Consider the following 11,981-nt stretch of genomic DNA (forward strand, 5'->3'; position numbering starts at 1 on the left):
GGTCCGCCGGGCGTCGTCTGGACCGGGCGGACTCAGACCGTGTGGACGATGAGGACGTCGGTGCGGGAGCGGCGGGACACGCCCTGCGGCACCGACCCCAGCAGGCGGCCCGCGAAGCTCGCGAGGCCCTTGTTGCCCACCACCACGAGGTCGGCCTTGTAGAGCTCGGACTTCTCGATGATGGCGTCGGCGGGGTCGCCCTGCACCGCGACGGTGTCGACGTTCGTCGCGCCGGCGCGGATCGCCTCGTCGCGCGCGCCGCGCAGCGTCTCCTCGGCGGGGCTCGCACCGATGATCTTGTAGGCCTCGTCGCCGAGGGCCCGCTCGGCCTCGGCCTGGTCGCGGTTGCGCGAGGCGTCGCGCGTCTCGTAGGCGCAGATGATCATGAGGTGGGCGCCGGAGTCCGCCGCCACCTCGGCCGCGCGTACGACGGCCTTCCTCGCCGACGAGGAGCCGTCGGTCCCGACGGTCACGACCTTGTAGTCACCCATGTGAGCCAGCCTCTCGGGGTCCGCAGCGCGGGCTCACCCTAGTGACCCACCGGTAACGGGTGATCGCGACACCCCGGGGTCGCCACCCGGCCGGGGATCCGACAGACTGTCATCACCCGGACGGCGGCCACCGTCGCTCCGTCATGTTCACGTCAAGAGGGGCAGGTGCGCGGGCCCATGGTCCTGGCGAGCGGCAGCTACTTCGTGCTGACTGCCATCCCCCACGAGATCGTCGTGGGACTCGTGGTGTTCGCGGTGCTGTTCTTCGTGCTCAGCAAGGTGCTGCTGCCGAAGCTCGACGCGGTCTACGCCCAGCGGCACGACCGGATCGACGGCACGCTGGAGCGCGCCGAGCAGGCCCGCGCCGAGGCACGGCGGGCCGACCAGGAGTACCGCACCCGGATCGGCGAGGCCCGCGAGGAGGCGTCGCGCATCCGGGACGCCGCCCGCGAGGAGGGCCGCCGCCACTCCGAGGAGGTGCTCGCGGAGGCCCGCGAGGAGGCCTCGCGCCTCGTCGCGGAGGGCCGTGGCGAGCTGGACGAGGAGCGCTCGCGGCTGCGGTCCGACCTGCAGCCCGACATCGCGCGCCTGTCCCGCGACCTCGCCGGTCGCATCCTCGGCCGTCAGGTCGGCGAGGACGAGTACCGCGACACCGTGGACTCCTACCTCGCGCAGCGCGCCTGACCACATCCCGACCACGGACGCCGTCGGCCACCTCGGTGGCCGGCGGCGTTCGTCGTCCGTGGGTCGGCGGCGAGTGCGACGTGGTGCAGGTTCCGCGGGGCCGGGACCTGCGTGGTGTCGCACTCGGGTGAGCGCGCGGGCCGATCGTGTCCGGTTCGCCCGGTTCTGGTCACGGCGCGGTCTCGATGTCGCATCCGATCTCGCGAAACGGTCGTGAACCGGTAACGACGACCACACCTCCCGGCGATCCCCGGTCGAATGGCTCTCGGGGAGGCGGACGGGATGACGGGTCGGGGTTGGATGCGCAGGGTTCTCGTGGGGATCGTGCTCACCGTGCTGGCGGTGCTCGGGACGGTCGGCGTCGCGTCGGCGCAGACCCCGCCGGCCACCCCGCAGCCCTACGGCGGTCAACTGGAGCAGATGGACCCGGGTGACGAGGTCAGCTCCGAACAGGTGCTCGAGGTCGGGATGCTGACGTTGGGCACCGTGAACGGCCTGGCGTTCGTCGTCGCGATGGTGGCCAGCCGCCTGCGCGGTCCGACGACGGCCCAGACCCGGCGCGCGCTGATCAGCCGCACCGGCGCCGGCACCGTCTCGGAGTCGCGCCGCGCCCGGCGGCGGCCCCGCGGCGGCGTCGTCCCGGTCGGCCGTCCGGTCGCCCCGCAGGGCGGCGTCCCCCCGCACGCGCCCGTCGGCGTGGTGCCCGAGCAGATGGGCCCCGCCGCGCCCGAGGGGCTGATCCCGGCCGCCCGCGCCGTGCCGGGGCCGTCCCTGCGGCCGGCCGGTGCCCCGCCCGCTCCCGCGTCCCCGCCCGCCGGGGTCCGCAGCCCGGTCCGTCACTGAGGGGCTGCTCCGCCGACCGGACCACAGCGTTGGTCCGCACTACGCCTGGCAGCGGCGCGCGGCGCCATTACGCTCGGTGGGATCGACGTCCGGTCACCGGATCGTCCCCTGCGGCACGGCCGCCCCACCATCCCCTCCGGAGGAGCGTCGCTTGACCGGCAACCTGGCCACCCGACGAACCGAGGCCGCCACCGACGTCGGGCTCTCCCGCCACGTCACCGAGGCGCGTACCCGCCTGGAGCCGCCCTCGGTGTCCGTGCCCGCGCCGCGCAGTGCCGACGGCGTCGCCGCGCCCGTGGTCCTGCGGACGGACACCCGGGACCCGTCGCCGGAGCTGGTCACCGAGCTCGACGAGCTGGGGAAGGCCGTCGCCGCGGTCGAGTCCGCCGGCGAGGAGGACGACACCCACCGGGTGCTCTGCCGGATCGCCGAGCTGGTCACCGGCGGGGTGCCGGACGCGGGATGGTCCGCGACCGAGGAGATCGACGTGGAGGTGCTGCGGGCGACCTCGGACGCCGCGCGGGAGCTTCACGAGCGCACCACGAAGCTGGTCGAGCGCCTGGACACCGAGGACCTCCCGGGGCCGGCCGCCGCCCTCGGGGGCCTGTCGACCACGCTGCAGGTGGTCGTGGTGGTCGCCGACCTCGAGCTGTTCGAGCGCGCCCGCCGCTGACGCCGGCGTCGCGACCCCGGAGGTGACCTGGGGCGCACGACTCGCATCCGGGGCACGGGCCTGGGACGATCGCCGCATGAGCGCAGCCACGAACGGGTCGCCGGAGGTCTTCCGGCTGCTCTTCGTGTGCACCGGGAACATCTGCCGCTCGCCCTTCGCGCAGTTCCACACCCGGTTCCTGCTGGGCGCGCGGCTCGGGCCCTGGGCGCGGGCCTTCGCGGTGCACAGTGCCGGCACGTCCGCCGTGCGGGGCCACGGGATGCACGACGACTCCCGGGCCCAGCTCTCCACCCGGCGTGACCATCCCGACGTCGCCGCCTTCGCGGCCCGCCAGCTCCCCGACCGGGACGTCCTCCTGGCCGACCTGGTGCTGACCATGACGCGCGAGCACCGCTCCACCGTGCTCGGTGACGTCCCGAAGGCCCTGCCGACCACCTTCACGCTCCGCGAGTTCGCCCGCCTCCTCCGGGCGGCGGGTCCGACGGAGCTCGGCGCCCTCCCGCGCCACCCCGTCCTGCGCGCGCACGCGCTGGTCGACCTGGCGCGTGGCGCGCGGGGGACCGTGCCCGCGGTGTCGGCCGACGAGGACGCGGTGCCCGACCCGGTGTCCGGGGGCCCGGAGGCGCACGAGGCCGCGGCCCGGGTGGTCGACCAGTCGGTCCGCGTGTTCCTGGACCTGCTCGTCCCGCCGCCCCCGCCCCGACCGCCGATGCCGCCCGGAGCCGGACGGCCCGGCGCCGCGAGCGGTCCGCCGCCCGGGTGGCGGCCCACCCCGGTCTCCCCGCCCGCGCCCACCCAGCGTACCCCGGGGGAGGCCGAGGCCCCGGCCCACCGGCCGTCGGCCGACGACCTGGTCCCCGAGCGTTCCTGACCGCCCGGGCTGCGCCGAACGGGTGGCGGGAGCCGGACCGGACGATCCGCCGGGCTCGGGGTGCAACGTCGGGGCCGCGCCCGGCGATGACCCGGACGTCCCGGCAGCGTGGCGCCCCGCCACGCGACGAGGGCGAGCAGGGAGCGTGGGATGGACGGGGGTGCACCCGGGCCGGTGGTGCCCACGTGGCGGTCGTTGCCGGGCCGCGCCCTCGAAGCGCTCGCCGACGCCCGGTGCTGCGAGCGCGGTCCGGACGGTCCGAGCCTCGACGGCGCCCTCGTCGCCACCCTGGCCCGGGGCGTCGAGACGCTCGCCGCGGCGCTCGGCTGCGTCACGCCCCCGGCCACCGGCGGCGACCGGGACCGGGTCCGGGCCTCGCTGGCCGCGGCGGCCGAGCTGACCGCGGCGCTCGCGGAGGCCGCCCGCCAGCTGGCGTGGACGGCCGGGTTCTCCGGTCAGGAGCAGGCGGCCGAGGTCGCCGACGCCGTCATGACGACGGCGTGGGCGCTGCGGGTCCTCGCCGAGCTCGGGCTGCGCGCCGTCCCGGCGCCCGACGCCGGGGAACCGTCGCCCCCTCGGGATGCGCCCTGACCAGCAGGGCCCGCCAGGTCGCGGCCGCCTCGAGGTCGCCGCGGGTGGCGGGCAACCCGGAGGCGTCGGCGACCGCCTCGACGAACGCGGCGCCGGGTTCCACGGCCCCGGGGGGCCGCACGACGTGGACGCGCAGGCGCTCGCCGCCGATGGTGACGCGGATGCCGCCGCGGCCACGCCACGGCAGGCCGATGCCGAGCCGGGGGGCGTCGAGCGCCTCGTCGAACACGACGCCGCGGCTGGAGAGGAAGCTCAGGCGCCCGTGGGAAAGCCGCAGGATGCCCGGGACGTGCGTGACCTCGCGGACGATCCACGCGGGGCCGATGCAGCCCGGCTCGTCCGGGTCGACCACTCCCGGATCCCCGGAGCCACGGGGATGGGGGAGCTCCACCGGCACCCGCGAGGCGGGGTGGTCGACGACCGGATGCGCACGCGGCGCGGACGGGTGCACGGGTGTGCCTCCCTCCGCGTACCGGGTGCCGGGGCGCAGTGTGGCCGCCCGGCCCGGGGGGTGTCCATCCATCGACCACTCAACGCCCGACCGGGGGGTGGTGTCATGCTCCGGCCGGGGGAGGCGCGTGCGGCAACGGGGTGGACCTGCCCCCGGACCTCATCGGTGACCGGTCACTGCGCCGAACGGGTGGCGAGGAGGACACGAATCCGGAACGGACCTCCCCGTCGTCACACAGCGCTGGCAGGATGCCGCCCATGAGTGGACCAGGTGCTCCGTACGGCTACGGGCCGGCGGACGGACAGGGTGGGGCCCCGAGCTACGGGCCGCCCGGTGACTACCCGGCGCAGTCGTCGACCGCGTCCGGTCCGGGGACGGGAGGGCAGCCCGCGTACGGCGCCCCGTCGTCGGGCTCCTACGCCCAGCCGGGCTACGGCGCGCCCCAGCCGGGCTACGGCGCCCCGCAGGGCGGCTACGCCCCGCCGCAGGGCGGGTACGGCGCCCCGCAGGGCGGCTACGGCGCGGGCTACTCCGCGCCGGGGTACTCCCAGCAGCCGCCGGGGTACGGCCAGGCCCCCGGCTACGCCCAGCAGCCCGCGGGCTACGGCGTCCCGGCCGGCGCCCCCGGCTCGGTCGAGGTCGTCGGGCTGCGGGTCGGGCAGTACCTGCTCGACGCGGTCTGCATCGTCGTGCCCCTGCTCGTGGTCGCCTTCGTCGGCGGGTTCCTCGGCGCGATGATCGACGGCGGGTACGGGTTCGTGAGCCTGCTCGTGAACCTCGTCGTCTGGGTGATCGCCCTCGGTGGCTCCTTCGGCGTCTACGCGTGGTGGCCCTCCACCCACGGCGGTCAGACCCCGGGCATGGGCTGGCTCGGTCTGAAGATCGTCCGCGAGTCCGACGGCGGCGTGCCGAGCCTCGGCGAGTGCGCGCTGCGCTGGGTGCTGCTCATCGTCGACGGCGCGTTCGCCGGCATCGTCGGGCTCATCATCATGTCGACGTCGCAGCGCAAGCAGCGGCTGGGCGACATGGCGGCACACACCCTCGTCGTCAAGGCCTGACCGGACGCCACGCGGGCGGCGTGTCCACTCCTCCGCCCGCGTGCGCACCCCCGGGGCGCCGGTGGGTGACGACTACGCCCGATCGGGCGGTGGTGACGCCGTTACCCGTCCGTAGCGAAACGGACACGCGCTCCGTGACGACGACGGAGACACCAGAGCGCGGCGTGGCGCCCTCGTGGGTCAACGGTCGAGGCCGGCGGGTCGCCGGCGCGAGGAGAACGAATGCACACGGGACAGACGGGCGCAGCAGCAGGGCCGGACCGGTCGGCGCCGGCCGGGGGATACGCCTCGTGGGTCGCGTGGATCGACGCGTTCCGGCGGGGCGACGACGGCGGCCTCGAGGCCCTGACCCCGATCGACGGCCGGATGGGCACCTACGTCGAGGCCCGGCTGCTCGAGCGGTTGTCGGCCGCGTTCTCCGAGCGGGTGCGGGTGTGGCAGAGCGCGCTCGGCGAGCGCATCGTCACCCGACCGCCCCGCGACGAGGCCGACGTGGTCGCCCTCCTCCGCGACGCCGACCCCGGCCTGGAGCCGCTCGCCCGGGTCGCCACGTCGCCGTTGCTGCCCCGGACGATGGCGGTCGCGATGCACGACCTGGTCGCCCAGACCCGGGCCGGGGCGCGGGACGCCGTCCGGGAGAGCGCGCGACGGCTGCGGGAGCCGGAGCTCCAGCCCCGCCTGCAGCGGTCCTCGCGCACGCGGCCGGAGCCCGCGGCCGCGACCGTGCCCGCCGCCCGGGCCTCCACCCCGGTGCCCGCGCCCCGCACGCCCGGCGCGGTCGGAGCCGTCCGGCCGTCGGCGCGCCCGCAGGAACGCGTGTCCTGACCGTCGTCAGCCGGAGCCGATGCGCGCCAGCACCGCGCGGTGGTCGGTGCCGGCGACCCCGACCACCTCGAACCCGAGGGGCTCCGGGCCCCCGGCAGTGAGGACGTGGTCGATCTGCGCGCCGAGGAACCCGGGGGCCCACGACGGCCAGGTGCCGGTCAGTCCGTCCCCGGTCGCGGCGCCGGCGTCCGAGCAGTTCGCGGTCGAGGACCGGAAGAGCGCGTGGTCGAGCGTGGCGTTCATGTCGCCCGCGACGACCGTGGGCCGGCCGGCGTCGCACCACTGCGCGAGCCGGCCGACGTCGCGCACCCAGCCGAAGGTGTCGCCGGGCTTGGGTGAGCGCGGGTGGTCCGCGACGAAGCGCAGCCCGGACGCGACCCCCGGGGCCGACCGCGGGAGGTCCACCACGATCGCGGGGTAGGTCCCGGCGCGGTCCTGGGTGACGCTCGGGCGCCCCAGCGAGGAGCGGACGAACACCGTCATCCCCGAGGCGTCGTCGGCGTCGTCCGCCGAGTAGGAGCGGTACCCCGAGCCACCCTGTCCCTCGTCGAGCCGGGACTCCAGCCGTCGCCGCAGGTCACCCCGGGCCTCCGGCAGCGAGATCAGGTCCGGGTCGCGGTCGCGGACGAGGTCGGCCAGCGCGTCGGGGTCGGCGTCGCCCGCGTAGGTGTTCAGCGCGAGCACCGTCAGGCCGCCGGACGTGCCGGAGACGCTCGCCGAGCCGACCGCGCGCCCCGCGGTGTCGACGACCCCGGTTCCCCCGACGAGGCCGAGCGCCAACGCGACCACGAGGAGCCCGGACGCCGCCCGGCGCCACGCCCCGAGGGCGGTCAGCGCGGCGACGACCAGCGTCACGGCCGCGAGCTGCGGGCGGAAGGCCACGACCTGCACGAACGGCGAGCGCGTGTCGAGGTCGAGCGCCTCCGGGAAGAGCACGACGCCGACGATCCCGGCGAGGACGAGGGCGCCGACGATCGCGGGTGCCCCGGGCACGCGCCACCGGGAGGTCGGGCGGGGTCGCCGCGGGGCGGGTGGCGGACCGCCGCGGGGCGGGGCCTGCGGCGGGACGTTCCAGCCGGGCGGGCCGTCGTAGCGGGCGGTCGGGGCCGGGCGGGGCGGGGGTCGTCCGGGTGCGCCCGGTGGTCGTCCGGCCGGGCGGGGGCCGGGGGGACCGTGCGGTCCCCGGGGGCCCCGGGCGTCGTCCGGCCCGGGCCCCTGCTCCCACCAGGCGGGCCGGGTCACCCTCGGCTGACGCGCAGGACGACGTCGTCGTCGCCGTTGTCCGTGGTCAGGTACAGCGCCCCGTCGGGCCCAGTCCGCACACCACGGATGCGCCCGAACTCGCCGTCGAGCTCGGGCGGGGTGGAGACCGACACGATGCGCTGCGCGTCGGCGCCGCTGCCGGGGCGCATGAACAGCAGCTTCTCATCCTTCTGCACCCCGACGGCGAACGCCCCGTCGAGGTCGCCCCACGCCGCGCCGGAGACGAAGTCGCCGCCGCTCGGCGCGATCGTCGGGTCGCCGGAGCTCCACGCGGCCGGGACCGCGTCCGGGTAGCGGTCCAGGTCGGTCATCGGCACGGACTCGTCGTACCCGCCCGGCGTCTCGCCGCCGCGCGCCGGGTCCCAGCCGTAGTTCCGGCCGGGGATGACGACGTTGACCTCGTCGTCGACGTCGGAGCCGTGCTCGACGGTCCACCCGGTGCCCGTGCCGGGCTGGAAGGCGACCGCCTGGACGTTGCGGTGCCCGTACCCGGAGATCAGGCGCTCGGCGGCGCTGCCCGAGCTCGCGAACGGGTTGCCGGGCGCGGGGCCGCCGCTCTCCGGGTCGACCCGCAGGACCTTGCCGCCGAGGGCGGTGCGGTCCTGCGCGATCGTCGCGCGGGCGGTGTCGCCGGTGCCGACCCACAGCGCGCCGTCCGGACCGAAGGTGGGCCGGCAGCCGCTGTGGCGCCCGCTCGGGTTCAGCGGCAGCCCGCCGACCAGCGGGTCCTTCGTGCGGGTGGCGCTCGCGCCGTCGGCGGAGAGCTGCCAGGCCACCACACGGACGTCGACGGGGCGGCCTCCCTCCTGGTGGGTCTGGCACGTGACGAACCGGCCGGAGTCGTCGGGATAGGCGGCCATGCCCATCAGGCCGCCCTCGCCGCGCGCGTACACGTCCCCCAGTTCGGCCGAGACGGGCCGCACCTGCCCGTCCGCGATCGTCGAGATCGACCCCTCGCGCTGGGTGACCAGCATGCGGTCGCGCACCCAGGTCACGTCCCAGGGCTTGTCCAGGCCCTCGGCGATCCGTTCCACCCGCAACGCCCCGGTGGCGGGAGCGGCGGTCGGGGCGCTCGAGCTCGGCGCCGAGGTCCCCGTCGCCGCGCTGGGCGAGACGGGCGCGGACGAGCAGGCGGAGAGGACGACGGCGGCGAGGGCCACCGACGTGAGCAGGGGAGCGGCACGCACGGGTGGATGATGCCCGCTCGGGCGTGGGCGTCCGGTGTGGGCGGGTCAGCGACCCGACGAGCGGTGGGCGAACACCGGCGGGAGGGCGGACAGCGCCGCCGCGACCTCCTCGGGGCGCCGGTACACCCCGGCGGGCAACGCCACGATCGCGTCCCGGCTGACGAGGTCGACGCCCTGCTCGTCCGCGCGGGCGAGCAGCTGCCAGACCCGGGCGGGCCACGGCGCCTCGTGGAAGAGGCGATCGAACCAGGCCTCGATCTCCCGGACCCGCCGCCCGGCGGGACCGACCTGCACCCACCCGACGTCGGGGACCTCGCGTCGCTCCGGGCGCCGGCGCCAGGGGGCGGTCTCGGGGGTGAACAACAGCCCACCGCGGGGCCCGGGGCGACGGTCCGTCGTGGTGCTCACGACTGCCGGACGCTACGAGCGGCCGGATCCGTCGGCCAGGGACCTGGGACCCGCCCCGGACGGGACCCAGGTCCCGTCGTCGTGGACCGGCCGCGCGTCGTTCTGCCACCCTGCGCCCGTGCGCAGGACCGCCACGGGCGCCCCGACGACGGCGTTGTGGCAGTTGGGTGCCCTCGGTGTGGCGTTCGGGCTGGTCGAGGCGGCGCTCCTGCTGGACGGCTCGACGATCCCGGTCGCCCACGCCCTGTTCTACACCGCGACCGCGTGGATCTATCTGTTCGCCGGCATCGTGGCGTGGTCGCGGCGACCGGCGAGCCGCATCGGCCCGCTGCTCGCGGCCGGGGGCGGAGTCTGGTTGGGCTGCGCCCTGCTGTGGACGACGGTCCCGGTCCTGTCGGGCATCGGGCTGGTCGTGGCGACGATGCCGATCGCGATCGTGCTCCACGTCCTGCTCGCCTTCCCCTCGGGTCGGTTGCGGGGTCGGGCGGACCGGGCGCTCGTCGTCGGGGGGTACGCGACGACGACGGTCCTGCAGGCGCCGCTGTGGCTGTGGTCGCCGTCGTCGCCGTTCCTGGTCGCCGACCGGCCGGACCTGCTGTTCGTCGGCCGCGCGGTGAACTCGTCCAGCGCGTTCGTCGTGATCCTCGCGACCGCGGCCGTGCTGGTCCGGCGGCTGCGGACCGCGCCGCGGGCGGACCGACCGCTCCTCGCGCCGCTCTACCTCTACGGGGGCGGGGCCGCGGTCCTGGTCGTGGTGGCGGGGAACCTGCGGCGGGTCATGACCGTGGATCCGCTCGTGGTCGACCTGGTCCAGGTCGCGGTGCTGGCCGGGATCCCGATCGCGTTCGCCGCGGGCATCCTGCGCGGGGGGTTCGCGCGGACGACGGCCCTCGAGGAACTGGGCGTGTGGCTCGGGAGCACCGAGCGGGGTCGGGGTGAGGTCGGGCCGGCGCTCGCTCGGACGCTCGGCGACCCGTCCCTGGTGCTCGCCTTCCGGGGTGCGGACGGCTCCTGGGTGGACGGCGACGGGCGCCCCGCAGAGGTACCGGAGGGTCGGGAGCTGGTGCCCGTCGAGCTCGCCGGGGAAGCGGTCGGCGCGATCATCCACGACCCGTCGTTGCAGGCCGATCCGGCGACGGTCCGGGCCGCCGGCCGGGTCGTGGCGATCGCGGTCGACCGGGAACGGCTGACCACCCTGCTGCTGGCCGAGCAGGAGCAGCTGCGCGAGTCGCGGACACGCCTCGTCGAGGCCGGGGACCGCGAGCGGCGCCTCCTCGCCCGGGACCTGCACGACCGCCTGCAGAGCCGCCTCGTCCTGCTCGCCCTGCGGGCCGGGACCTCCCGGCCGGAGGCCGCGGACCTGGAGGCGTTCCGGCGCGACGTCGACGAGGTCGCCGCCGAGGTCCGCCTCATCGTCGCGGGCGTGATGCCGGCGCTGCTGATCGAGCGCGGCCTGTCGGCGGCCGTCGAGGACATGCTCGCGCGCACGCCGTTGCGTACCGAGCTCGACCTCCGGGACGAGGCCGAGGGCGCGCGCATCCCGCCGTCGGTGGAGGGCACGGCCTTCCACGTGGTGGCGGAGGCGATCACGAACACCGTCAAGCACGCGGGTGCGACGGCGTTGGCGGTCGGCCTGCAGCGGGACGGCGGCATGCTGCGCGTCTCGGTGCGGGACGACGGGTGCGGCGGGGCCGTGCCCAGCGGAGGGACCGGGCTGCGGGGGCTCCGGGACCGGGTGGAGGCGCTCGGCGGCCGGCTCGTGGTGGAGAGCCCGGGATCCGGCGGGACGACGTTGACGGCGGAGATCCCGTGCGTGTCGTGATCGGCGAGGACGAGGCCCTGCTGCGCGAGGGGCTCTCGCTGCTGCTGCGCCGCGAGGGGTTCGAGGTCGTCGCTGCCGTGGGCGACGCACCGTCCGTCGTGGACCAGGCGCTGCGCCTCGGGCCGGACCTCGTGCTCACGGACATCCGGATGCCGCCGGAGCGGGCCGACGACGGGCTGCACGCCGCGATCCGCATCCGGGCCGCGCGCCCCGGCGTCGGGGTCGTCGTGCTCTCCCAGCACGTGCACGGGCAGTACGCCCTGGAGCTGCTCGGGACGCGGCCGCGCGGGGTCGGCTACCTGCTCAAGCAACGCGTGGCGGACGTCGGGAACTTCGTGCGCGACCTGCGGCGGGTCGCGGCGGGGGACGTGGCCCTCGACCCGGAGGTCGTCACCGCGATGCTCGCCCGCCGCGACGACGGCGTGGAGCGGCTCTCCGCCCGCCGTCGGGAGGTGCTGGGCCTCGTGGCCGAGGGGCGCAGCAACGCCGCGATCGCCCGCCGGCTCGGGATCACGGAGAAGGCCGTCGTCGCCCACGTGTCCGGCATCTACGAGGCGTTGGGCCTCTCCGACGACGCGGACGACCACCGCCGCGTGCTCGCCGTGGTGCGGTACCTGACGCGGTAGCCCCCCGGGGTGGCAGCAACGCGTCGTTGCTGTCATCCAGTGGCAGGTTCGCCGCATCGTCGATCCGCGCAGCCGACCACCTGTTCGGCGCAGCAGGAGGGGACTTGGGTCGATTGTCGATCGCTGCCCGTGATCCGACCCTTGATCACGATGCGGCGGGGTGGTCGGGGGACCGGGCCTGCCGCGAA

Annotated in this window: 13 protein-coding genes; 9 read left to right on the forward strand and 4 right to left on the reverse strand. The window is 76.4% G+C overall.

Features of this window, described 5'->3' with window-relative positions:
• Positions 1–32: 32 nt before the first annotated feature.
• Complete coding sequence (locus QRT03_RS07210) at positions 33–491, reverse strand: universal stress protein (RefSeq protein WP_286051835.1); 459 nt, start codon at positions 489–491, stop codon at positions 33–35.
• Between the two features lie 177 nt (positions 492–668).
• Here QRT03_RS07210 and atpF point away from each other — a divergent pair, with 177 nt between their 5' ends.
• The 7 genes from atpF to QRT03_RS07245 all read left to right on the forward strand — a co-directional run bounded on the left by atpF (position 669) and on the right by QRT03_RS07245 (position 6,487).
• Positions 669–1,175 carry a F0F1 ATP synthase subunit B gene (gene atpF / locus QRT03_RS07215; RefSeq protein WP_286051836.1) on the forward strand — a complete coding sequence of 169 codons (507 nt, stop codon included), beginning with the start codon at positions 669–671 and terminating at the stop codon, positions 1,173–1,175.
• Positions 1,176–1,475: 300 nt separating this feature from the next.
• A complete protein-coding gene (locus QRT03_RS07220; RefSeq protein WP_286051837.1) occupies positions 1,476–2,018 on the forward strand; it encodes a hypothetical protein in 543 nt (180 codons plus the stop codon).
• Between the two features lie 151 nt (positions 2,019–2,169).
• Positions 2,170–2,691 carry a hypothetical protein gene (locus QRT03_RS07225; RefSeq protein WP_286051838.1) on the forward strand — a complete coding sequence of 174 codons (522 nt, stop codon included), beginning with the start codon at positions 2,170–2,172 and terminating at the stop codon, positions 2,689–2,691.
• Positions 2,692–2,767: 76 nt separating this feature from the next.
• Complete coding sequence (locus QRT03_RS07230; protein ID WP_286051839.1) at positions 2,768–3,562, forward strand: arsenate reductase/protein-tyrosine-phosphatase family protein; 795 nt, start codon at positions 2,768–2,770, stop codon at positions 3,560–3,562.
• 150 nt (positions 3,563–3,712) lie between these two features.
• A complete protein-coding gene (locus QRT03_RS07235; protein ID WP_286051840.1) occupies positions 3,713–4,153 on the forward strand; it encodes a hypothetical protein in 441 nt (146 codons plus the stop codon).
• Positions 4,154–4,861: 708 nt separating this feature from the next.
• Positions 4,862–5,662: an RDD family protein gene (locus tag QRT03_RS07240; protein ID WP_286051842.1), complete on the forward strand. Its 801-nt coding sequence runs from the start codon at positions 4,862–4,864 to the stop codon at positions 5,660–5,662.
• 222 nt (positions 5,663–5,884) lie between these two features.
• Complete coding sequence (locus QRT03_RS07245) at positions 5,885–6,487, forward strand: hypothetical protein (protein WP_286051843.1); 603 nt, start codon at positions 5,885–5,887, stop codon at positions 6,485–6,487.
• Between the two features lie 6 nt (positions 6,488–6,493).
• Here the strand turns inward: QRT03_RS07245 and QRT03_RS07250 are convergent, their stop codons facing one another.
• From QRT03_RS07250 to QRT03_RS07260, 3 genes are all read right to left on the reverse strand, one after another.
• Positions 6,494–7,480: an endonuclease/exonuclease/phosphatase family protein gene (locus QRT03_RS07250; protein WP_286051844.1), complete on the reverse strand. Its 987-nt coding sequence runs from the start codon at positions 7,478–7,480 to the stop codon at positions 6,494–6,496.
• A 245-nt stretch (positions 7,481–7,725) separates the two neighbouring features.
• Complete coding sequence (locus QRT03_RS07255) at positions 7,726–8,937, reverse strand: PQQ-dependent sugar dehydrogenase (RefSeq protein ID WP_286051845.1); 1,212 nt, start codon at positions 8,935–8,937, stop codon at positions 7,726–7,728.
• A gap of 45 nt (positions 8,938–8,982) precedes the next feature.
• Complete coding sequence (locus tag QRT03_RS07260) at positions 8,983–9,345, reverse strand: hypothetical protein (protein ID WP_286051846.1); 363 nt, start codon at positions 9,343–9,345, stop codon at positions 8,983–8,985.
• Positions 9,346–9,463: 118 nt separating this feature from the next.
• On the opposite strand from QRT03_RS07260, the gene QRT03_RS07265 reads away from it, so the two are divergent.
• On the forward strand, positions 9,464–11,167 hold the full coding sequence (locus QRT03_RS07265; RefSeq protein WP_286051848.1) for a sensor histidine kinase: 1,704 nt from the start codon (positions 9,464–9,466) through the stop codon (positions 11,165–11,167).
• Positions 11,155–11,793: a response regulator gene (locus QRT03_RS07270; RefSeq protein WP_286051850.1), complete on the forward strand. Its 639-nt coding sequence runs from the start codon at positions 11,155–11,157 to the stop codon at positions 11,791–11,793. The genes QRT03_RS07265 and QRT03_RS07270 overlap by 13 nt, the downstream gene beginning before the upstream one ends.
• Positions 11,794–11,981: the final 188 nt, after the last annotated feature.

The sequence above is a fragment of the Actinomycetospora termitidis genome (assembly GCF_030286555.1).
Lineage (GTDB): Bacteria > Actinomycetota > Actinomycetes > Mycobacteriales > Pseudonocardiaceae > Actinomycetospora > Actinomycetospora termitidis.

What these genes read in the sequence shown, in the direction of transcription:
- QRT03_RS07210 (WP_286051835.1), bottom strand. Translation starts at nt 491, where the DNA reads ATGGGTGACTACAAGGTCGTGACCGTCGGGACCGACGGCTCCTCGTCG.
- atpF (WP_286051836.1), top strand. Translation starts at nt 669, where the DNA reads ATGGTCCTGGCGAGCGGCAGCTACTTCGTGCTGACTGCCATCCCCCAC.
- QRT03_RS07220 (WP_286051837.1), top strand. Translation starts at nt 1,476, where the DNA reads ATGCGCAGGGTTCTCGTGGGGATCGTGCTCACCGTGCTGGCGGTGCTC.
- QRT03_RS07230 (WP_286051839.1), top strand. Translation starts at nt 2,768, where the DNA reads ATGAGCGCAGCCACGAACGGGTCGCCGGAGGTCTTCCGGCTGCTCTTC.
- QRT03_RS07235 (WP_286051840.1), top strand. Translation starts at nt 3,713, where the DNA reads ATGGACGGGGGTGCACCCGGGCCGGTGGTGCCCACGTGGCGGTCGTTG.
- QRT03_RS07240 (WP_286051842.1), top strand. Translation starts at nt 4,862, where the DNA reads ATGAGTGGACCAGGTGCTCCGTACGGCTACGGGCCGGCGGACGGACAG.
- QRT03_RS07245 (WP_286051843.1), top strand. Translation starts at nt 5,885, where the DNA reads ATGCACACGGGACAGACGGGCGCAGCAGCAGGGCCGGACCGGTCGGCG.